Annotated in this window: 15 protein-coding genes, 2 tRNA genes and 1 other RNA gene; 11 read left to right on the top strand and 7 right to left on the bottom strand. The window is 72.2% G+C overall.

Annotated features, from left to right (window positions below; all coding sequences use genetic code 11):
* Positions 1-280: 280 nt before the first annotated feature.
* Positions 281-691: a MerR family transcriptional regulator gene (locus tag ACIP89_RS07310; protein WP_401925757.1), complete on the bottom strand. Its 411-nt coding sequence runs from the start codon at positions 689-691 to the stop codon at positions 281-283.
* A gap of 364 nt (positions 692-1055) precedes the next feature.
* On the opposite strand from ACIP89_RS07310, the gene ACIP89_RS07305 reads away from it, so the two are divergent.
* Positions 1056-2504 carry a SulP family inorganic anion transporter gene (locus ACIP89_RS07305; RefSeq protein WP_401929819.1) on the top strand — a complete coding sequence of 483 codons (1449 nt, stop codon included), beginning with the start codon at positions 1056-1058 and terminating at the stop codon, positions 2502-2504.
* 211 nt (positions 2505-2715) lie between these two features.
* On the opposite strand, the gene ACIP89_RS07300 is transcribed toward ACIP89_RS07305, so the two are convergent.
* Complete coding sequence (locus ACIP89_RS07300) at positions 2716-3846, bottom strand: metallophosphoesterase (protein WP_401929821.1); 1131 nt, start codon at positions 3844-3846, stop codon at positions 2716-2718.
* A gap of 475 nt (positions 3847-4321) precedes the next feature.
* Between ACIP89_RS07300 and ACIP89_RS07295 the strand changes: the two genes are divergently transcribed.
* The 4 genes from ACIP89_RS07295 to ACIP89_RS07280 all read left to right on the top strand — a co-directional run bounded on the left by ACIP89_RS07295 (position 4322) and on the right by ACIP89_RS07280 (position 8009).
* Complete coding sequence (locus ACIP89_RS07295) at positions 4322-4780, top strand: MarR family winged helix-turn-helix transcriptional regulator (RefSeq protein WP_401926722.1); 459 nt, start codon at positions 4322-4324, stop codon at positions 4778-4780.
* A gap of 105 nt (positions 4781-4885) precedes the next feature.
* The gene (locus tag ACIP89_RS07290; RefSeq protein ID WP_401929653.1) at positions 4886-5980 is read left to right on the top strand and encodes an NAD(P)/FAD-dependent oxidoreductase; all 1095 of its coding nucleotides are present in this window, start codon (positions 4886-4888) and stop codon (positions 5978-5980) included.
* 80 nt (positions 5981-6060) lie between these two features.
* Positions 6061-6771: a FadR/GntR family transcriptional regulator gene (locus tag ACIP89_RS07285; protein WP_401929655.1), complete on the top strand. Its 711-nt coding sequence runs from the start codon at positions 6061-6063 to the stop codon at positions 6769-6771.
* Positions 6768-8009, top strand: coding sequence for a CynX/NimT family MFS transporter (locus tag ACIP89_RS07280; RefSeq protein ID WP_402113614.1), 1242 nt, complete (start codon positions 6768-6770; stop codon positions 8007-8009). Before ACIP89_RS07285 ends, ACIP89_RS07280 begins: the two co-directional genes overlap by 4 nt.
* Positions 8010-8133: 124 nt before the next feature.
* Here ACIP89_RS07280 and ACIP89_RS07275 read toward each other — a convergent pair whose 3' ends face one another.
* Positions 8134-9597 carry an RICIN domain-containing protein gene (locus ACIP89_RS07275; protein ID WP_402113611.1) on the bottom strand — a complete coding sequence of 488 codons (1464 nt, stop codon included), beginning with the start codon at positions 9595-9597 and terminating at the stop codon, positions 8134-8136.
* Positions 9598-9977: 380 nt separating this feature from the next.
* Positions 9978-10065 (bottom strand) — tRNA-Ser (locus ACIP89_RS07270).
* Between the two features lie 131 nt (positions 10066-10196).
* Here ACIP89_RS07270 and ffs point away from each other — a divergent pair.
* From ffs to ACIP89_RS07240, 6 genes are all read left to right on the top strand, one after another.
* Positions 10197-10293: signal recognition particle sRNA small type (gene ffs / locus ACIP89_RS07265), an RNA gene on the top strand.
* Between the two features lie 120 nt (positions 10294-10413).
* Positions 10414-12615, top strand: a complete 2202-nt coding sequence (locus ACIP89_RS07260; RefSeq protein ID WP_402113608.1) for a DNA polymerase III subunit gamma and tau — start codon at positions 10414-10416, stop codon at positions 12613-12615.
* 371 nt (positions 12616-12986) lie between these two features.
* Positions 12987-14240, top strand: coding sequence for a phosphoribosylamine--glycine ligase (gene purD, locus ACIP89_RS07255; RefSeq protein ID WP_402113605.1), 1254 nt, complete (start codon positions 12987-12989; stop codon positions 14238-14240).
* Positions 14241-14632: 392 nt separating this feature from the next.
* A complete protein-coding gene (locus ACIP89_RS07250) occupies positions 14633-16573 on the top strand; it encodes a hypothetical protein (protein ID WP_402113603.1) in 1941 nt (646 codons plus the stop codon).
* Positions 16574-16891: 318 nt separating this feature from the next.
* Positions 16892-18355 carry a N,N-dimethylformamidase beta subunit family domain-containing protein gene (locus tag ACIP89_RS07245; RefSeq protein ID WP_401925723.1) on the top strand — a complete coding sequence of 488 codons (1464 nt, stop codon included), beginning with the start codon at positions 16892-16894 and terminating at the stop codon, positions 18353-18355.
* A gap of 283 nt (positions 18356-18638) precedes the next feature.
* Entirely contained in the window at positions 18639-19553 is a 915-nt protein-coding gene (locus ACIP89_RS07240; protein WP_401925721.1) for a phosphoribosylaminoimidazolesuccinocarboxamide synthase, read from the top strand.
* Between the two features lie 131 nt (positions 19554-19684).
* Here ACIP89_RS07240 and ACIP89_RS07235 read toward each other — a convergent pair.
* The 3 genes from ACIP89_RS07235 to ACIP89_RS07225 form a co-directional block, all read right to left on the bottom strand.
* Positions 19685-19757, bottom strand: a tRNA-Gly gene (locus tag ACIP89_RS07235).
* 22 nt (positions 19758-19779) lie between these two features.
* Positions 19780-20391 (bottom strand): response regulator transcription factor, encoded by a 612-nt coding sequence (locus tag ACIP89_RS07230; RefSeq protein WP_123524697.1) that lies wholly within the window; start codon positions 20389-20391, stop codon positions 19780-19782.
* Positions 20388-21752, bottom strand: a complete 1365-nt coding sequence (locus ACIP89_RS07225; protein ID WP_402113600.1) for a sensor histidine kinase — start codon at positions 21750-21752, stop codon at positions 20388-20390. Before ACIP89_RS07225 ends, ACIP89_RS07230 begins: the two co-directional genes overlap by 4 nt.
* Positions 21753-21760: the final 8 nt, after the last annotated feature.

Raw genomic sequence — 21760 nt, 5'->3', positions numbered from 1 at the left:
GAGGTCAGGGGCCACATACGGGCAGGGCGGGGCTCATTGGTGCGCGAAGGGGCGCGAGAGGCGGACTTGGCGAAAACTCGGGTTTCTGCCGGGAGCGGAGGGTTGGACCCGGTACGAAGAGAGGTCGCCCACGCGCTCCCGGCTCGGGGTCCCGCCCGCCTCGGGGGCGGGTCGGCGCGTCCTCGCCCGCGTTCAGGGGCGGGTGGGTGAGTCCTCGCCCGCGTTCAGGGGTGGGTGGGTGAGTCGCCGGCGTCAGGGGTGGGTGGGTGAGTCGCCCGCGTCAGGGGCGGGGTGGCGCGTCCTCGCCCAGCCGTGCGCGCAGGGTGCCGGCGAACTCCTCGGCCCGCCCCAGCTGCTTGCGCAGGTCGGCGACGCGCTCGGCGGCGGCCTGCTCGAAGTGGCGTACGCGCCCCAGGAGTTCCTCGCGCTCGGCGCCGGCCGGGGGCGGGACCGCGTCGAGGTGATCGGTCGCGTCGAGGAGGTCCCGCATCTGGTCGAGGGTGAAGCCGAGGGGCTTCATCCGGCGGATCACCATCAGGCGGGCGACGTCGGTCTCGGTGTAGAGGCGGAAGCCGCCCCGGGAGCGGGCCGAGGGGATGACCAGGCCGGTCTCCTCGTAGTGCCGGATGGTGCGCAGCGACAGCTCGGTCCGCGCGGCGACCTCGCCGATCTGCATGTGCTCGCTGCTCACGCGGGCGCCTTCCTCGTCTGGCGATCTCTACCGTAACGTTAGAGTAGAGTGTGCGGCTGTCAGGGTTGATCCACCGCTGTCGCCTGTTCATGGTGCGGGACGGGTGCACCCGTAACCAAAAGCCGTTCCGGGACCGACGCCGCCCCCGGAAACACCGGCACTCCACCCCGGCACTCCGTCGGGTCTCCGTACCGGGTCTCCGTACCGCTTCGCACGCCCCTTGCCGTTCCCTTCGCACCCCTTGCCGTTCCGCACGCCCCTTGGTGACTCCGGGCGGGCCCGAGCACGACAGGTTCCGCTTCTCTTGACTTCCTCCGTACTGTCCCCGGCCGCGCGGCTGCGCGGTCTGCGCCGCCCCGAGTGGATGTCGGACCCGAAGGTCTGGCGCACCGAGATCCTGGCCGGACTGGTGGTCGCGCTCGCGTTGATCCCCGAGGCGATCTCGTTCTCCGTCATCGCCGGGGTCGACCCCGCGATCGGCCTGTTCGCGTCCTTCACCATGGCCGTGACGATCTCGGTCGTCGGCGGCCGCCGCGCGATGATCTCCGCCGCGACCGGCGCCGTCGCCCTGGTGATCGCCCCGCTCAACCGGGAGCACGGCTTCGGCTACCTGGTCGCGGCGGTGATCCTGGCCGGCGCCTTCCAGATCGTCCTGGGCGCGCTCGGTATCGCGAAGCTGATGCGGTTCGTGCCCCGCAGCGTGATGGTCGGGTTCGTCAACTCCCTCGCCATCCTCATCTTCACGGCCCAGGTCCCCGAGATGCACGACGTGCCCTGGCCCGTCTATCCGCTGCTCGCCGGCGGCCTCGCCCTGATGGTGTTCTTCCCGAAGGTCACCAGGGTGATCCCGGCGCCGCTCGTGTCCATCGTCATCCTCACCGTGATCACGGTCGCCGCGGGGATCGCGGTGCCGACCGTGGGCGACAAGGGTGAGCTGCCGTCCGCACTGCCCGTACCGGGACTGCCCGATGTGCCCTTCACCCTGGACACGCTGACCACCATCGCCCCCTACGCGCTCGCGATGGCGCTGGTCGGGCTGATGGAGTCGCTGATGACGGCCAAGCTGGTCGACGACATCACCGACACCCACTCCTCCAAGACCCGGGAGTCGGTCGGCCAGGGCATCGCCAACATCGTCACGGGCTTCCTCGGCGGCATGGGCGGTTGCGCCATGATCGGCCAGACGATGATCAACGTGAAGGTCTCCGGCGCCCGCACCCGCCTGTCGACGTTCCTGGCGGGCTCGTTCCTGATGGTGCTGTGCATCGTCTTCGGCCCGGTCGTCTCCGACATCCCCATGGCCGCGCTGGTCGCCGTCATGGTCATGGTGTCCTTCGCGACCTTCGACTGGCACTCCATCGCCCCGAAGACCCTGAAGCGGATGCCCGCCGGGGAGATCGCCGTCATGGCCGTCACCGTGGCCTGCGTCGTCGCCACCCACAACCTCGCGATCGGCGTCGTCGTCGGCACCGTCACCGCCATGGTCGTCTTCGCCAGGCGCGTCGCCCACCTGGCCGACGTCACCGCCGTCGTCGACCCCGACGGCACCCAGGTCGTCTACTCGGTCACCGGAGAGCTCTTCTTCGCCTCCTCCAACGACCTGGTCACCCGGTTCGCGTACGCCACCGACCCCGACAGGGTCGTCATCGACCTGACGGCCACCCACATCTGGGACGCCTCCTCCGTCGCGGCGCTCGACGCCATCGAGACCAAGTACGCCCAGCGCGGCAAGAGCGTCGAGATCATCGGCCTCAATCCGCCCAGCGCCCTGATCCACGATCGGCTCAGCGGCGAACTCACCGGCGGCCACTGACCCCGCGGGGGCCCGCCGCGCGGCTGGAAAGCGTGCTCGACGCGCCGTCGCGGACCGGCCCGGGGTCGGGGCCCGGACCCGGACGCGAGCCGGACGCGGCCCGGCCCGGTCCGGACCGGCCCCCGACCCGGACCAGGACCGGACCCGACTCAGGACCCGACCAGGACCCGGCGCTCCGTACGACGCCCGGAACGAACGGTACGACGCTCCGCTACCCGGCTGTCGGTGTGCAGCCCGAGCGCAGGGTCAGCAGCGTGATCTCGCTCGGGGCGAAGACCCGGAAGGGCGGGCCCCAGAAGCCGGCGCCCCGGCTGGTGTAGAGCTGGGTGCGCTCCCCGTGCCGGCTCAGGCCGCTCACCACGGGCTGGTCGATCCGGACGAGGAAGTTGAACGGCCAGATCTGACCGCCGTGGGTGTGCCCGGAGATCTGCAGGTCGATGCCGGCGGCGGCGGCCTGCGGGACGAACTTCGGCTGGTGGGCGACGAGCAGGACCGGCTGGTCCGGGTCCGTCCCGGCCAGCGCGCCGAGCAGGTTCGCGCTGTGACCGGCCAGGCCGGAGGACTCCGCGGTCACGTCGTCCACGCCCGCCAGTACCAGGGAGTCCCCGCCGCGCTCCACCACGACATGGCGGTTGTGCAGCGGCTCCCAGCCCAGTTCCGCCATCCGGTCCAGCCAGCCCTGGGCCTCGCTGCCGTACTCGTGGTTCCCGGTGACGTAGACCCTGGCCAGCCGCGACCGGACCGCTCCGAGCGGCGCGGACTGCTCCCGGCGCTGGACCGGGGTGCCGTCGGCGATGTCACCGGCGTGGACCACGACGTCCGCGTCGAGCGCGTTGACCGCCTCGGTCACCCGGGCCGACCAGCCCGCCCGGTCGATCGGCCCGTAGTGCGTATCGGCCAGCACGACGACCCGCGTCCCGTCCAGGCCGCCGCCGAGCCGCGGGACGCGGACGTCCAGCCGCTTCACCCGCGGGACCCGCATGGCCTCGTAGTGGCCCCAGGCCAGCAGCCCGGCCGAGGCCGCGGCGACGGCCACGGAAACGGTCCTGGCCCGGCCGGTGCCGCCGACGCCGAGCCCCATCAGCACGAGGTCCACCAAGCCGCCCAGCACGGACCAGGTGAAGAGCACCCAGATCATCCCGAGACTGGTGTCAGCGATCCGGGCGGCCCGGTCGGAGTGCCGTCGCCCGTGGCCCGCGACCATCAGGAACGGGAACGAGACCATCCAGGCGGCCAGGACGACCGTGCCGGCCAGGAAGACCGGGAACGGCCAGTCCGCCCCGGAGGCGAACAGCGACCACCAGGGCGGCAGACACAGGACGAGCAGGACGAGCAGGACCACCCCCACCCGCCGGACCGAGGAGCGCCGCCGCCGGCTCGCACCCTCGCCGGGGCCGTCGGCACCCGCCCCGGCCTGCGCCCCGTCACCCGCCCGGCGACGCGCCGTGCCCGGCTCCCCGGCCCGGAGCCGGGCGCCGTCCCCGTCACTCTCCGGCCTGTCGGAGTGCGGTCTGTCGGAGTGTGGCGTGCCGGAACGCGGCCTGCGGGAGTCCGGTCTGCCGGAATGCGGCCTGCCGGAGTCCGGCCGAAGGCCCGGCTCGGAGTCGATGGATCCACTGTCTGTCACTGCGTTGCCCCTCACGTCCGCTCCTCCCATCATCCGGCACGCGCCGGCCACCGGGCCAGGGCGGGCCGCTCGCGCTCTGCCCGCCCCTGGCGGACCCCTTCCACCGATAGTTCGCGGCATAGTTCGCGGCGCGAATTGTGAGGATTGTCGATGCTACTCTGGCGGAGTGGACAAGCGTGATAGTGACCGGATCGGGATTGTGGCCGCACTGGTGCGATCGTCGTTCCTGGTGAACTCGGTGTATGCGGAGTCGGGCCGGGAGCACGGATTGACCCCGCAGCAGGGTCAGTTGCTGTGCGTGCTGATGCCGCGGCCGTACGGCATGGGCGAGTTGGGCGCGATGCTGGGCCTGGCCAAGTCGAGCCTCACCGGCCTGGTGGACCGCACCGAGCGCAACGGCCTGGTCCGACGCGAGGCGGACGCGCGGGACACGCGCTCCGTGCGTGTCGCGCTCACCGCCCAAGGTGCCTCGCTGGCAAGGGAGTTCTACGACGGGACCTGCCGAAGGGTCGAGGGGCTGCTCACCGGCCTGGGGCCGGCCGAGCGGGACGTGCTCGCCGGCCTGCTCGCCCGTGTCGTGCTGGACAACGAGGTTCCGGTGGTCTTCGCGGCGCAGGAGGAGCAGGCCCCGGGTGACCGCGAGAGCTGAGGCGGGCGGCTTCGCATTCCATCGAAAAGGATTGCAGTTCGTGTCACGAACTAATATTGTTCGTGACACGAACTGCAATCCCTATTTCCTGTGGAGTGTGCCGTCATGAGTCGTACTGTCGCGGTTATCGGTGGAGGCTACGGAGGCGCTGCGGTCGCCAAGGCGCTGGAGTCCGAGGCGGATGTCGTCCTGATCGATCCCCGGGACGCGTTCGTCAACGCGGCCGCGTCGCTGCGGGCGCTGACCCGGCCCGACTGGGCGGGCAACATGTTCTTCCCCTTCGAGACGCTGCTCACGAGGGGCAAGGTGATACGCGGGCGAGCGGCCTCGGTCGACCGCGGCGGCGTCACCCTGGACTCGGGTGAGCGTGTCGCCGCGGACTACGTGGTGCTGGCCACCGGCTCCAGCTACTCCTACCCCGCCAAGCCCGCCTCCGACTCGATCGGTGAGGCCCTCGGTGACCTGCGGCGCACACACGAGGAACTGCGCGGGGCCGACAGGGTGCTGGTTCTCGGCGCGGGTCCGGTCGGGCTCGAACTGGCCGCGGAGATCAGGGAGGTCTGGCCGGACAAGCGGGTGACCATCACCGACCCGGCCGAGGAGCTGCTCCCCGGCCTTGAGCCGGAGGTGGTCGAGGACCTGCGCGGCCAGCTGGAGGCGTTGGACATCGGCTTGCGTCTCGGGACCGCCCTCAAGACGTCGCCGGGAACCGAGCCGGGCGTGGCCGGGGCCTTCACCGTCACCACCACCGGTGGCGAGGAGATCGCCGCCGACATCTGGTTCCGCGCCTACGGGACGCGCACCAACAGCGACTACCTCGCGGACGGCAGGCTCACCACCCGTACGCCGCAGGGCCAGGTCCCCGTGACCGGACTCCTCAACGTCGAGGGGCACGGGAACGTCTACGCGGTCGGCGACATCACCGACGTCGCGGAGGCCAAGATGGCCGGCTACGCGATGCGGCACGCCGAGGTGGTCGTCAAGAACATCACCGCCCAGCTGAAGGGTGAGCGGCCCACCGCCACGTACCGGCCGCTGCCCTTCCCCACGATCCTGATCCCGCTCGGCACGAAGGGCGGTGTCGGCCAACTGCCTTCTCCCGGCGGACCGGTTGCCGCGGCGCCCGGGATGGTCTCCGAATACAAGGGCGCGGACCTGTTCACCGGCCGCTTCACGGCCCAGTTCGGCCCCACCGCCTGACCGGTCCGGCCCGGGGAGCGGTGCAGGCCGCGTTCAAGCATGCGATGTTCAAATGTCTGATGTTTGTGTACGGTGCCTGCATGAAACGCATCAGCGCACCGCGGCGGGCGGCCAGCCTGTCCGCCCAGCTCGTGGACAGCCTCCGCTCGCACATCGAGTCGGGCGGCTGGCCGGTGGGGACACGTATCCCGCCGGAGCAGGCCCTCATCGAGGAGCTAGGGGTCGGACGCAGCACGCTGCGGGAGGCGATCGGCGCGCTGGTGCACCTGGGCCTGCTGGAGCCCAGGGCGGGGGACGGCACCTACGTCCGTTCATCGAGCGAGCTCCAGTCGGTCATGGTGCGGCGGGCGAGTTCCGCGCAGCGGGACAACGTGCTGGAGCTGCGGACCGTCCTGGAGGAGTACGCCTCGGGAACCGCGGCCCTGCGCCGCAGCGAGAGCCAGTTGCGCCAGCTGCGGGAGCTGCTGGCCGACGCGGACGCGGCCTGCGCCGGCGAGGACACGTCAGCGGCCACGAGCGTCGACGCGCTGTTCCACCGGGCCGTGGTCCGGGCGAGCGGCAACGACCTGCTGATCGAGGTGTACGACCACCTCGGTACGGCGCTCACCTCGTCCCTGGGGGGTCTGCCGTGGGACGCCGCCCACGCCGAGGAGCACGCCCGGCTGCACCGGCGGCTCGTGGACGCGATCGAGTCCCGGGAGCAGGGCGACGCCCGCGACGCGGCGGCCGCGATCGTCCAGCTCACCCGCGACCACGAGCCCCGTACGCCACCAGCGGCGGAGGACCGGTGAGCACGCGGCCTGCTTCGACGCCCCGTCGGCGCGCCGCCACCGGATCACCGGCGGCCGAGCCCGTCCGGCCCGCCGTGCCGGTCGGGTTCGTCATCGCCATCTGCCTCGTGGCGGCGAACCTGCGCACCACCCTCACCGGTGTCGGCGCGCTGCTGCCGGAGATCGAGCGCGGCAGCGGCCTGACATCGAGCTGGGGCGGGCTGCTGAGCACCCTGCCGCTGCTCACGTTCGCCGCGACGTCGCCCCTGGTCGCCCGCGCCTCGCACCGGCTGGGCAGCGCCCGCCTGCTCGTGGCGGCGCTCGGTGTGCTGGCCGTCGGGACGGTGGTCCGCTCCCTTCCCTCCACCGTCTGCCTGTTCGCCGGAACGGTGATCCTTTCCGCGGCCATCGCGTTCGGCAACGTGCTGCTTCCCGCGCTGATCAGGCGGAACGTGCCCGCACACCGCATCCAGGGCATCAGCGCCCTCTACGTGACCGTCATGGGCCTCATGGCCGCGGTCTCCTCCGGGGTATCCGCGCCGCTGGCCCACACGGTGCCGGGTTCCTGGCGCACCGCGCTGGCCTGGGGCGTCGCCTTCACCGTCGCGGCCTTCCTCGCCTGGCTGCCCCGGATGCGGGGTGACAAGCCGCAGGAGTCCACCGCCGCGGCCCACAGCCCGGTGCCGTGGCGGTCGCGGCTCGCCTGGCAGGTCACCCTCTTCATGGGCCTCCAGTCCCTGGCCTTCTACACCGCCGTGGCGTGGCTGCCCAGCATCCTGACCGACCGCGGCACGAGCAGCACCACGGCCGGATGGATGCTCTTCTACTACCAGGTGGTGTCCCTGGCGGCCAGCAGCCTGCTGCCCCTGCTCACCCGGGGCCGGCACGACCAGCGCTGGACCGCGGCCGGGGCCTCGGTCCTCGTGGCAGGCGGCTTCGCCGTACTGGTCGCCGCCCCCGCGCTGTCCGTGCTGGCCTGCACCCTGCTCGGACTCGGCGGCGGCGCGTGCCTCGTGCTCGCGCTGACCTTCCAGAGCCAGCGCGCCGGCAGCTCCGGCGAGGCCGCCGCGCTGGCGGGCATGGCACAGTCCATCGGCTACCTCGTGGCGGCGGCCGGGCCCCTCCTCCTGGGCATCCTGCACGACACCACGCACAGCTGGACGCTCCCGCTCACCGCCCTGGCCGCCCTCGGCCTCGCCACGGCGGTCGCCGGCCACGGCGCGGGCCGGGACCGCCACCTGCATCAGCCCTCCCGCTGACCCGACCGCGACACCGGGCCGCGCCCGTCCGACTTCTATTTCCTCCCCCCGCAGCGAGCTGCGGGGGGAGGAAATACGAGGGTGATACGAGGGTCTCCCCTGCGAGCGTGGGGGAGAGGGCGGTTCACTTCACGGCGACCAACTGCCACTGCTGGTTCGTTCCACCGTTGCGGGGCCACTGCGTGACGGTCGCTCCGTCCGCTTCCGAGGCCCCGCTGACGTCCATCGGGTCGCCGCTGGATCGGGCTTCGATGGTGTAAGTGCCCTGGTCGGAGGGGGCGATGAGCCACTGCTGGTTGGTGCCGCCGTTGGCCGACCACAGGTGGAGTGCGGTACCGGGCAGCTTGGCCGCCTTCGGTACGTCCAGAACTCTGCCGCTGCCGACGCCGGTCAACGTGTAGAAGCCGTCGCCCGTCCCGGTCAGCCGCCACTGCTGGTTGGTGCCGCCGTTCGCGGACCACTGGACGACGGGTGTGCCGTCCGCGGTGCCGGCGCCGGAGGCGTCCAACACCTTGCCGCTCTTCTTGTTGACCAGCCGGTAGGTCCCGGACAGGTCGGCGGAGGTCCCCGGGGTGATGGACAGCCGGGAGAACTGGGCGGGAAGGAAGCCGTCCGTGCCGAGTCCGACCAGTCCGCCCCCGTAGTCGGGATCGCTGACCCGTCCCACCTCCTTGCCGTCGACGAGCGCCGTGATGGTGCCGCCCGCGAAGGCCATCGAGAGCCGGTGCCAGGTCCCGGTGCCGGGCGCGGTGACCGTGCCACTGGCCAGGGTGGTGAACTTCCACGTGACGTCGCTCTTCAGCACCGACCAGGTACCCGTGTCGCTCAGCCGCAGCCGGTAGGCGTTCAGCCCGTTGTTGTTACGGCCCTGAGTGCCGACGCGCCCCAGCAGGTCCACCGAACCGGGCTTCTCCAGCAGGACGTCGGTGGCCACCGTGTAGTTCGACCAGCTCGGATCGCCCATCATCGTGTAAGGCTGCGGCGCGCTCTCGTCCGTCCAGCGGATCGGGGTGGTGGACGCCATCTGCCGCAGGCACCTTCCCGCGCGGCCGCCTGCGCACGTGGCCGTCTCGAAGGCGCCGTTCATCGATGCGAAGTACCTCGCCTCCCGGCCCGCCCCGTACGTGGCGAAGGTGTCGGAGTAGGGCAGGCCGAGCGGCTTCCGGTCCGGTCCGGTGGCCGTGCCCGCACCCTGACCGGAGGTAGTCGTGACCGTGTAGACCCGGCCCGGCCGCAGGGTGAGGGTGTACGTGCCGTCGGCCGACGCCGTCAGGTCCGGGCCCGGGGACATGCTCGGTGACGTCGCGGTCAGGTCCGTGGACCACAGCCCGCCGGCGGTGCCGAGGCGGGCCGTCTGCGGGGCGTCGGCCCCGGTCGTCTCAAGGACGGTGCTCCACGACTTCCGGTCGGGGGAGGCGTAGCTGACGTAACTGCCGTTGCCGCGGTCCCCCGCGAGATAGCCCGACGAGGTGTCCAGGTACTGCCAGCCGGGCGCGGTGAACTGTGTGGTCTGCGCCGTAGCCCACGCGCTCGTGCTGACCGTGTAGGCACCTGACGCGGGCTCGTCGGCGCGGAAGTGCGGCGACACCGACGAGTGGTAGCCGGTATCCACCTCACGAAGCCGGGCAACGGGAATCCATCGCTCGGCTTCGCGCTGCTTGCCATGTCCCCCTGAGGGGAACCCTGTTGCGCTACGTGCCAGCCCAGCGGGAGCGGTGCTGCCGGATGTACTCAAGGCGGATCCCGTGCTGAGCATGAACCGTGAGAGGTCGGAGATCAGAGTGCAGGACGACTCTGTCAGTGGGTGCTGTCTCTCCTCTGTGGCCGGCCTGGGCGGCTTCGCGGGCTGCCGACTCCACAGCATGATCTCGTGTGATGGTCCGTAGATCATGGGAACTGTAACCGCCAACGTCGAAGGCCCCCGCAGCAAGCTGCGGGGGCCTTCGACGTATTGCCCGGTGAGAGCAATGGCGGAGGATACGAGATTCGAACTCGTGAGGGGTTGCCCCCAACACGCTTTCCAAGCGTGCGCCCTAGGCCACTAGGCGAATCCTCCGGGGCAAACAATACAAGACGTTGAGGAGTGCTCGCGAACCCGTTCGCCGTCGGCGGTCCCGAGGGAGTCCCGGCGGGGTCGTGAGGGGTGGGGAGGTGGACGCGCGGGGGCGGGGATCGGCTAAGGTGGGCGTCAGCCCCTCACGTGGCGCTATCTGACTGAACTCCCCCAGGGCCGGAAGGCAGCAAGGGTAGGTTGGCTCTGGCGGGTGCGTGGGGGGTCCTTACATTTCCGGGGCCGTCGGGTACGTGTCCGGGGCGCCGGGTTTCCGGGGTGGTTGTGCCCTCGGAGCCGGTGGTGTGCCCGGCCCGGGGCCGGTTGTCGGTCCTCCCCTATAGCCTCGTATGTGTGTCGTCCCTTGCGCTGTACCGCCGCTACCGCCCCGAGTCGTTCGCCGAGGTCATCGGTCAGGAGCATGTCACTGAGCCGTTGATGCAGGCCCTGCGGAACAACCGGGTCAATCACGCGTACCTGTTCAGCGGCCCGCGCGGCTGCGGCAAGACGACCAGCGCGCGCATCCTCGCCCGCTGCCTGAACTGCGAGCAGGGACCCACGCCCACGCCCTGCGGGGAGTGCCAGTCCTGCCAGGACCTCGCGCGCAACGGGCCGGGATCGATCGATGTGATCGAGATCGACGCCGCGTCGCACGGTGGTGTGGACGATGCCCGCGATCTGCGGGAGAAGGCGTTCTTCGGGCCCGCGTCGAGTCGTTACAAGATCTACATCATCGACGAGGCGCACATGGTCACCTCCGCGGGGTTCAACGCCCTGCTGAAGGTGGTCGAGGAGCCGCCGGAGCACCTCAAGTTCATCTTCGCGACCACGGAGCCCGAGAAGGTCATCGGGACCATCCGGTCGCGCACCCACCACTATCCGTTCCGGCTGGTGCCGCCGGGAACGCTGCGCGACTACCTCGCGGAGGTGTGTGCCAAGGAGGACAGCTTCGTCGAGGACGGGGTGTTCCCGCTGGTGGTGCGGGCCGGTGCCGGCTCCGTGCGTGACTCGATGTCGGTCATGGACCAGCTGCTGGCCGGCGCCGCCGACGACGGTGTGACATACGCCATGGCGACGTCGCTGCTCGGTTATACGGACGGCTCGCTGCTCGACTCCGTCGTGGACGCCTTCGCGTCGGGCGACGGGGCTGCGGCCTTCGAGGTCGTGGACCGGGTGGTCGAGGGCGGCAACGACCCTCGGCGCTTCGTCGCCGACCTGCTGGAGCGGCTGCGCGACCTGGTGATCCTGGCCGCGGTGCCGGACGCAGGGGAGAAGGGGCTCATCGATGCCCCCGCCGATGTCGTCGAGCGGATGCAGGCCCAGGCCTCCGTCTTCGGGGCCGCCGAGCTGAGCCGCGCCGCCGACCTGGTCAACGAGGGGCTCACCGAGATGCGCGGGGCGACCTCGCCCCGTCTCCAGGTCGAGCTGATCTGTGCCCGGGTCCTGCTGCCCGCGGCCTTCGACGACGAGCGCTCGCTGCAGGCGCGGCTGGACCGGCTGGAGCGCGGCGCGTCCTTCGCCACCACCGGACCTGGGCCCGCCATGGGGTACGTCCCCGGGCCCGAGGCGCTCGCCCACGCCCCCGTCGCACCACAGCCCGCACAGGCACCACAGGCGCAGCAGCCCCCCGCTGCCGCCCCGTACCCCGCCGCAGCGCAGCCGGACCCCGGGTCGGGACCCGCCGCCGCTCGCGCCGCCGCCCGCGGGGACGCGCCGCCGCCCGCCCCCGTGCAGCCCGCCCCGGCCGGCGAGCCCGTACAGCCGCCGCCCGCAGCGGCCCCCGCTGCCGGTCAGCGGCCCGGCGCCTGGCCCGCCGCGGCCGCGCCCGAGCAGGGGCGCCGGCCCGGAGGCTGGCCGACCGCCTCCACTCCCGGCCAGGCACCGGCCCCGCAGGCCTCCTCCGCTCCCGCACCGGCCGCGCCGACGGCACCCGCTCCGGGGCCCGCCGCCCCGGAACCGGCCCCGGGCATGACGCAGGGCGCCGGGCAGGTGCGCAACATGTGGCCCGACATCCTGGAGGCGGTCAAGGGCCGCCGCCGGTTCACCTGGATCCTGCTCAGCCAGAACGCCCAGGTGACCGGCTTCGACGGCACCACCCTCCAGATCGGCTTCCTCAACTCGGGCGCCCGCGACAACTTCACGAGCAGCGGCAGCGAGGACGTGCTGAAGCAGGCACTGGCCGAGCGGTTCAACGCCCAGTGGAAGATCGAGGCGATCGTCGACCCGTCGGGCGGCGCCGGACAGCCCCCGCCCACCGGTGGCGGCCGCCCCATGTCCCCGCCCGCACCGCAGCGCCCGGCACCGGCCGCGCCCCAGCAGCAGTACGAGCCCCGGCCGGCCCAGGAGCGGCCGCAGCAGTCGGGGGGCGGTGAGACGGCCGTGTCGCCGCCCGCGTCGCCTTCGTACAACGCCCCCGAACCGCCCCGTTCGGTCGCCCCGGAGGACGACACCGCCGAGGCCGACGACCCGGACCTGGTCGACTCCGCCCTCTCCGGCCACGAGCTGATCGTCCGCGAGCTGGGCGCCACGGTGGTGGAGGAGTTCACCAACGAGTAGGGCGCGTGTCCGGGGGAGCCGACGCGTGGGGCGCGTGACCGGGGGCCTGCTCGCGTGCTCCGGATCTGGACGTGTGCTCTGGACCTGGACGTGTGCTCTGGTCCCGGGTGTGTGCTCTGGTCCTGGACGTGTGCTCTGGTCCCGGGTGTGTGCTCTGGTCCTGGACGCGTGCTCTGGACCTGGACGTGTGCTCCGGTCCCGGGCGCGTGCTTCGGACCTGGATGCATGCTCCGGTCCCGGACGCGGGGACTGGTGCCCCCGATGTCCCCAGTGCCCCGGTGTCCGTCAGGGCCGCCCTGCCCCGTCCTCCCCGGTGTCCACAACCCGGCGTCCGTCGAGGCCGCCCCGTCCCGGCGGCTAGGCTCCACCCCGTGAAGGTTCTCGTCATCGGCGGCGGCGCCCGCGAACACGCCCTGTGCCGCTCTCTCTCCCTCGACCCGGATGTCACCGCTCTGCACTGCGCCCCCGGCAACGCCGGCATCGCAGAGGTGGCCGAACTGCACCCGGTCGACGCACTCGACGGCGCCGCCGTCGCGCGCCTCGCCACTGAACTGGGCGCCGAGCTGGTGGTCGTCGGTCCGGAGGCACCGCTTGTCGCCGGGGTCGCCGACGCCGTGCGCGCCGCGGGCATCCCCTGCTTCGGCCCCTCCGGTGAGGCGGCCCGGCTGGAGGGCTCCAAGGCGTTCGCCAAGGACGTGATGGCCGGGGCCGGCGTCCCGACCGCCCGTAGCTACGTCTGCACCACCGCCGCCGAGATCGACACGGCGCTGGACGCGTTCGGCGCTCCGTACGTCGTCAAGGACGACGGTCTCGCCGCCGGCAAGGGCGTCGTCGTCACCGATGACGTCGACGTGGCCCGCGCCCACGCGCTGGCCTGCGACCGCGTGGTCATCGAGGAGTTCCTCGACGGCCCCGAGGTGAGCCTCTTCGCGATCACCGACGGCACCACCGTGCTGCCACTCCAGCCCGCCCAGGACTTCAAGCGCGCTCTCGACAACGACGAGGGCCCGAACACCGGCGGCATGGGCGCGTACTCCCCGCTGCCGTGGGCCGAGCCCAAGCTGGTCGACGAGGTCATGCAGTCGGTCCTGCAGCCGACCGTCGACGAGCTCCGCCGCCGCGGTACGCCCTTCTCCGGGCTGCTGTACGCGGGGCTCGCGATCACCTCGCGCGGGGTACGGGTCATCGAGTTCAACGCCCGCTTCGGCGACCCGGAGACCCAGGTGGTCCTGGCCCGGCTGAAGACCCCGCTGGCCGGTGTCCTGCTGGGTTCCGCCAACGGCACCCTGGACGAGCTGCCGCCGCTGAAGTGGCGCGACGACGCCGCGGTCACCGTGGTCATCGCCTCCCACAACTACCCGGACACCCCGCGAACGGGTGACCCGATCGAGGGCCTCGACGAGGTCGCGGCACAGGATGCGCCGCATGCGTACGTCCTGCACGCCGGAACCCGGCGGGACGGCGACGCGGTCGTCAGCGCGGGCGGCCGGGTGCTCTCGGTGACCGCGACCGCCAAGGACCTCGCGGGTGCCCGCGAGCGCGCCTACGCGGCGGCGGCCCGGATCCGGCTCGACGGCTCCCAGCTCCGTACGGACATCGCGAAGAAGGCGGCGGAGGAGGCCTGAGCCGCTCTCCGTCGTAGTGGGGCCCGTCCACCGTCATGCGGCGGGCCGTCCGCCGTCGTAGCGGGCGCGGGGCGGGCGAGGGGGTACGCACCAGGACCCGCACCAGGACCGCACCAGGCCCCGCAACAGGACCCGCACCCTGCCGCTCGATCGCGGTACCGCTTCCGCCGACGCGCCGCTGCCCCATGGACAGCGGCGCGTCAGCAGCTTTACCCAAAGCCATTCCATCGAGTGACGGCTGAGCCATCCGGATGACGCCCGCCGAAGCCCCAACTAGGGTGCGGCGCAAGCTTTCCGGCACATGGCCCACCGGCATTGCGATGTCAGTGACGGGTGCCACAGTGGGGGAGTGAGCAACACCGTCGCGAGGGCAGAGGGGGTGACATCCAGCCGTGTCCGATACCGGTGCAGGTGAGGAGTTGGGTGCGCAGGCCGCACGCGGCCGTGCGCTTGCCCTGCTGCGCATCCGCAGCAGGGCAACGGCAGTGGCGCTGCTGCCCGCGGCCGTCGCCGTCGTGCTGTTCGCCGCAGGCGCGCAGGGATTCGTCGAAGGCGGTGGCTGGGACGCGGTGCGCTGGGCCGTGACGGCCTGCGCCGTCGTCACCCTGCTGGTCGCGGCGGCCGTCGCCATCGCCGTCGTACGGGCCGAGCCGGCCGTCAGCCCGACCGTCCCGCTCAGCGAGAAGGCCGCCCCGGACCTCTACCGGCTGGTCCGTGATCTCGCCGATCGCCTCGACGTGCCCGCGCCCTCGGCCATAGCGCTGACACCCGACTGCGACAGCTGGCTGGAGGACCGCACCCACCCGGCCGCAGAGCGTGCGGCCAAGGACGCCGCCCGCCGGGATCCGGGCGGGCCCGGCGCGGGTCCGGGACGCCGCAGGGCGCAGGCCGCGCCCGTGCTGGTGATCGGCTCACCGTTCCTCTGGTGGATGCGGGTCGCGGAGCTGCGCGCGGTGCTCGCCCCGGTCGTCGCGGGCACCGGCCCCTCCGCCCATCCGGACATAGCCGCCGCCCGGCGCTTCGTCCGGGGACTCGACGGGGCCGTCGCCGACGCGGCGGCCCCTGCCGAGGGAGCGGTACGCAGGGTTCTGCGGCTGCCGCACGCCCTCATCGGCCGGATCGCCAGGCTGCTGCTGCGCAGCTGTCACAGCCACGCCGCGGAGATGGAGCGCGGCGTCGCCGCCGCCGCGTCCACCCGCGCCCAGGCGGTGGACTACGGGCTGCGGATCGTCGCCCAGGAGCAGGTCGGGCTCGCCTACGCGGGCTGGGACCGACTGCTCACCCGGGTCGCGCTGCCCGCCTGGCGGATGGGACGCTGGCCCTCCCGGCTGGACGCCGGAGTCGTCTCCGCCCTCACCGAGCTGTCCCGGCGCGACCGGCTGGCCGACGGGTTCACCTCCCGGCTGGGCGAACGGCCCGCCTGCGATCTCCTGGAGGAGCCGGGAGCGGCCGACGAGGCGGCGTCCCTGCTGGCCGCCCGGCTCTTCCACGGCGGCCCGGCGCAGGCGGGGCCCGGCTGGTCCCCGGTGGACTGGCAGCAGTACCCGGAAGAGGTCGTCGACCGGAAGTGGCGCACAGAGGCGGCCCGCCTGCACCGCGTCCTGGACGACATGGGTGTACCGCCCGCCGCCTCCGCCGGCGGGTCCGACGTCGCCGGTGCCGCGGTGCCCACCCTGGCCCGGGTCGTCGAGCATCTCGTCGCGGGCAACGGCAGCGGTGAGGAGCTCGCGGCGGGCATCAGCGCCGCGGTGGCCCGCGACGAGGCCCAGGCAGAGGCAGAGGCCCAGAACCCTCAACCGGTAGCCGGCGGAACCACCGGCTCCGACGGCTCCACCGGCTTCAACGACCCCGGCAGCTCCGCCAACGTCAACGGCTCCGGCAACGTCAACGGCTCCAACGGCCCCGGCAACATCAACGGCCCCGGCAACGACTCCGGCAATTCCGCCGGTCCAGGCAGTTCCGTCGGCTCAGGCAGTTCCGTCGACTCCGGCAGTTCCTCCGGTCCAGGCAGTTCCGTCGGCTCCGGTGGGGACGTGCTGGAGTTCTGGGGGCCCGACCCCCTCCCGCTGTTCCCGCTCCAGCCGCCCCGTACGGGCACCGAGCTGCTCGCGGACCATGTCGCGGCGATGGTCTGCTGCGCCGCCGTCGACACGGCGGGCGCGGCCCCCGGGCTCGACTGGCTCGACGGGCCCACGCTGCTGGTCGACGGGGAACGCCGGTCCGACCTCGGCACTCCGGTGCTCAGCCTCGTCGAGGACGGCGACGCGGGGCCCCTGCGTTCCTGGCTCTCCTCGGTCGGCGTGAGCACCGACAAACCCGTCCGTCTCGCCTGAAACAGGCAAGAATCAAGGGTGCGGCCGCAGCGTTCCGCGATGTGTCTGGGATGCCCTTGGACGGTCCCGGATGTGCCGGGATGTTCTGGGAATTCCGGAGCGCTCCGGCCCGATTTCGCGGTCTACTCGTGCGCAACTCGGCTGATATTGCGGCATATCACCGGTCTGTCCCGCTCAATACCCGGAAGCAGGAGTTCCGTTAACGTTAATTCGCGACGAACGGTGACGGAGTGGATGCGTTATGTGATGTGCTGGGGACCGGCGCTGACAGCCAGCGCACCACATGTTGTTCCGGGGGCCGAGAGAGGGAAGCGCGTTATGGGGGCGGAGCAGATTCGTCGTTGGGAATCAGGTGCCCTCGCGCACGCGGTCACCGACCCCTTCGGGCAGGGGCCGCTGCCCTGGCTTCGCGGCAGCGAGAACTACTTCGACGACACCGGCCAGGTCGTGCCCTGGTACGCCGATCCGACGCTGCCCCGCGGCTCCACCGGCGGCGGCACCCGTACCGCCGACGACGTGCACCGGCAGATCAAGGGTTTCAGCTCCACCGGCGCGGCGGCCCCCGGCGAGGCGATCGACTTCCACATCACCGTGGACCCGCCCCAGCAGTTCTCCGTGGACATCTACCGCATCGGCCACTACGGGGGCGACGGCGCCGCCAAGATCACCACGAGCCCGCGGCTCTCCGGCATCGTCCAGCCCGCCCCGCTCACCGCCGACCGCACGGTGTCCTGCCACCACTGGTGGCAGTCCTGGCGGCTCCAGATCCCCGCCTACTGGTCGATCGGCGCCTATGTCGCCGTGCTCACGACGATCGACGGTTACCGCTCCCACATCCCGTTCACGGTCCGCGACGACCAGCCGGCCGACCTGCTCCTGATCCTCCCGGACATCACCTGGCAGGCGTACAACCTCTACCCGGAGGACGGCCGCACCGGCGCCAGCCTCTACCACGCCTGGGACGAGCAGGGCCGGCTGCTGGGCGAGGAGGACGCCGCGGTCACCGTCTCCTTCGACCGCCCCTACGCGGGCGCGGGCCTCCCGCTGCACGTCGGCCACGCCTACGACTTCATCCGCTGGGCCGAGCGCTACGGCTACGACATCGCCTACGCCGACACCCGCGACCTGCACGCGGGCCGGATCGACCCAACGCGCTACCGGGGCCTGGTCTTCCCGGGCCACGACGAGTACTGGTCGATCCCCATGCGGCGCACCACCGAACGCGCTCGCGACAACGGCACCTCCCTGGTCTTCCTCTCCGCCAACACCATGTACTGGCAGGTCAGCCTCACCCCGTCGGCGTCCGGCGTGCCGGACCGGCTGCTCACCTGCCGCAAGCGGCGCGGCCCCGGAAAGCCCGCCCTCTGGCGTGAGGTCGACCGCGCCGAGCAGCAGCTCCTCGGCATCCAGTACGCGGGCCGGGTCCCCGACCCCCACCCCCTGGTCGTGCGGAACGCGGAGCACTGGCTCTGGGACGCGACCGGCGCGGGCGAGGGCGACGAGATCGACGGGCTGGTCGCCGGCGAGGCCGACCGCTACTTCCCGCGCACCACGCTTCCCGAGCACGACAACCGCATCCTGCTCGCCCACTCCCCGTACCAGGACACCGAGGGCGTGACGCGGCATCAGGAGACGTCCCTCTACCGGGCCCCGTCCGGCGCGCTCGTCTTCGCCTCCGGCACCTTCGCCTGGTCCCCGGCACTGGACCGCCCCGGCCATGTGGACCCGCGCATCCAGAAGGCCACCGCCAACCTCCTCGACCGCATCTGCAAGCGCGACTGAGGATCTCAGCAGGCCCGGAGCACCACACGCCTCCCGGAGCACCGCACACGGCACCCCGCACGCCCTCCCTGAGCAACCGCACGCCTCCCGAAGCACCGCACGCCTCCCGGAGCACCGGCACGCCTCCCGGAGCACCGGCACGCCTCCCGAAGCACCGCACGCCTCCCGGAGCACCGCCACGCCTCCCGGAGCACCGGCGCGCCCGTCGCACCCCTCCGCAGCCGTCCTTACCCGGATACGCGACAATCGGAACGACTCCTGGATCAACCTACGCGGAGGCAGCGTGTCCGGATTTGTAGAAAAGCCCGAGCCCGTACAGGTCCCGGGCCTCACCCACCTGCACACGGGCAAGGTGCGCGACCTGTACCGGAACGAGGCCGGTGACCTCGTCATGGTCGCCAGCGACCGGATCTCCGCGTACGACTGGGTGCTCCCCACCGAGATCCCGGACAAGGGCCGCGTGCTGACGAGGCTCTCGCTGTGGTGGTTCGACCAGCTCGCCGATCTCGTACCGAACCACGTGCTGTCCACGGAGCTGCCGCCCGGCGCCCCCGACGACTGGGCCGGCCGCACCACGATCTGCAGGTCGCTGCGGATGGTTCCGGTCGAGTGCGTCGCACGCGGCTATCTGACCGGCTCCGGCCTGGTCGAGTACAACGCCTCGCGCACCGTCTGCGGTCTCGGCCTCCCCGAGGGCCTCACCGACGGCTCCGAGCTGCCGGGAGCGATCTTCACCCCGGCCACCAAGGCGGCCGTCGGTGACCACGACGAGAACGTGAGCTACGAGGAAGTGGCCCACCAGGTCGGCGCCGAGACCGCCGCTGCACTGCGCCGCACGACGCTGGACGTGTACGGCCGGGCCCGTGACATCGCACGCGAGCGCGGCATCATCCTCGCGGACACGAAGTTCGAGTTCGGCTTCGCGCCCACCGCCGACGGCGGCGAGGAGCTGATCATCGCGGACGAGGTGCTGACCCCGGACTCCTCGCGCTTCTGGCCGGCCGCCACCTGGGAGCCGGGCCACGCGCAGCCTTCGTACGACAAGCAGTTCGTGCGTGACTGGCTGACGTCCCCGGCGTCCGGCTGGGACCGCAAGAGCGAGCAGCCGCCGCCGGCGCTCCCGCAGGAGATCGTGGACGCGACCCGGGCCAAGTACCTGGAGGCGTACGAACTCCTCACCGGCACTCCCTGGAAGTAGCCGCCCCCGGCGCACGAAGAAGCCCCCGGCGCACGAAGAAGCCCGCGGCGTACGAAGAGGCCCGGCACACGAAAAGCCCCGGCGTACGAAGAAGCCCCCGGCCGAAAGGTCGGGGGCTTCCTGCTTCTACGAGCGGACGACCAGGTTCGAACTGGCGACCTCAACCTTGGCAAGGTTGCGCTCTACCAACTGAGCTACGTCCGCAAGCGCCAAAGCGCGAGGACCACTATACCCAACCCCGCTCCCGCGCGAGACGCACCGCGGCATGACGGTTCTCGGCCCCGAGCTTCGAGGCCGCGGAGGAGAGGTAGTTCCGTACCGTTCCCTGCGACAGCGAGGCCCGCTCCGCGATCTCCGCGACCGGCGCCCCGTCCGCCGCCAGTTCCAGCACCTCGGCCTCGCGCACGGTCAGCGGGGAGTCCCCGGCCGCGATCGCGTCGGCCGCCAACTCCGGGTCCACGTAACGGTTGCCGGCGTGCACCGTGCGGATGATGCCGGCCAGTTGGCGGGCGCTGACGGTCTTCGGTACGAACGCCCGCACGCCCGCCGCCAGGGCCCGCTTCAGATGGCCCGGCCGGCCGTGGCTGGTCACGATCATGGTGCGGCAGCCCGGGAGTTCGGACCGCAGGGATGTGGCGACGCTCACACCGTCCGCACCCGGCATCTCCAGGTCCAGGACCGCCACATCGGGGCGGTGCGCACGGGCCATGGCGAGCGCCTCCGGCCCGGTCGCCGCCTCCGCGACCACCACCAGGTCGTCCTCCAGCGCGAGCAGCGCGGCGAGCGCGCCCCGGATCAGATGCTCGTCGTCGGCGAGCAGCACCCGCACCGCGGTCATCGTCTCTCCTCCAGAAGGTCGGTACGGGCCTCCGAATGCGGAGTAGGCGGGGTACGCGGGGCACGTGGGGTACTCGGGGCACGTGGGGTACGCGGGGTGCGCGGGATTCTCGCCGTCAGCCGGAAGAGCCCGTCGCCCGCCGTTCCCGCGTCCAGCGAGCCGTCGAGCGAGCCGAGCCGTTCGCGCAGTCCGGGCAGCCCGGTACCGCTTCCGCCCGAACCGCTCCCGCCGGAGCCGTGCTCCCCGGAACCGCTGTCCGGGGACGCGGGGGTCGTCGGCGCGCCGTCGTTCTCCACGTCCAGCACCACCTCGTCGGCGGCGGTGGTGAGCCGGATCGTGCAGCGTCGGGGGTCGCCGTGCCGCAGCACGTTGGTGGCCGCCTCGCGCACCACCCAGCCGAGGGCGGCCTGGACGGGCGCGGCCAGCTCCGCGCCGCTGTCGCCCACCACCGCGCATTCGATGCCGGCCGCCCGCAACACGCCCGTGGCCCCGGCCAGTTCCGTACTCAGATCGGCCTCCCGGTATCCCCGTACGACATCGCGCACCTCCTGCTGGGAGGCGCGGGCGATCCGTTGCACCTCGACCATCTGGTCCACGGCCTGGGGCCTGCCGCGCTGGGCGAGCTCCACCGCCAGCTCGCTCTTGAGCGCGATCACGGCGAGATTGCGGCCCAGCACGTCGTGCATGTCCCGCCCGAACCGCAGCCGCTCCTCCGCGACCGCCAGCCGGGCCTGTACGTCCCGGGCCTCCTCCGCCTGCCACATCACACTCAGGCTCCAGGCGCTCGGCCGGATCGAGATCAGCACCAGCACACAGCCGAAGAGCGTGGCGGGCAGCACTCCGGCCAGGACTCCGCCCCGTACCCCCGCCGCGGCGAGGGCGCCGGTGGTCAGGGCGGCGAGGGCGAGCGACTGGACCATGAACGTACGGACCGGAACCAGCAGCACCTGCGTCATCACCAGGGCCAGCGGTACGTTCATCGCCATCATCAGCAGCCCCGGCCGGCCGACGCCGTCCACGGCGGTCAGCGCCGCGAGCAGTCCCAGCGCGACCAGCAGCAGGGCCAGCGGTGCCATCATCCGCCGCCGGGGAAACGCGGCGGTGCCGCGGTAATCGGCGTACGACGGCCGCACGTTGCGGTTGCTGAGCACGCACTGGGCCAAGCAGACCACGAGCAGGGCCAGTGCCAGCGCCAGCGGGACCGGCGCGCGGCGGATGTCCGACGCGAACGGGGCCAGCTGCCACGACAGGGTGAAGATCCAGGGGATCATCGCCATGGTCAGCCGCGTGTAGAGGTCGATCCGTTCCAGTTTGCTGCGTTCCTGCCAGCCGCGGCGCCAGCCACGTACGCGCGTCAACACGCCACCAC

Source organism: Streptomyces sp. NPDC088730 (assembly GCF_044751215.1).
GTDB lineage: Bacteria > Actinomycetota > Actinomycetes > Streptomycetales > Streptomycetaceae > Streptomyces.
The sequence above is the reverse complement of the archived record's forward strand: the minus strand, read 5'-3'. Positions and strand labels throughout refer to the sequence as shown.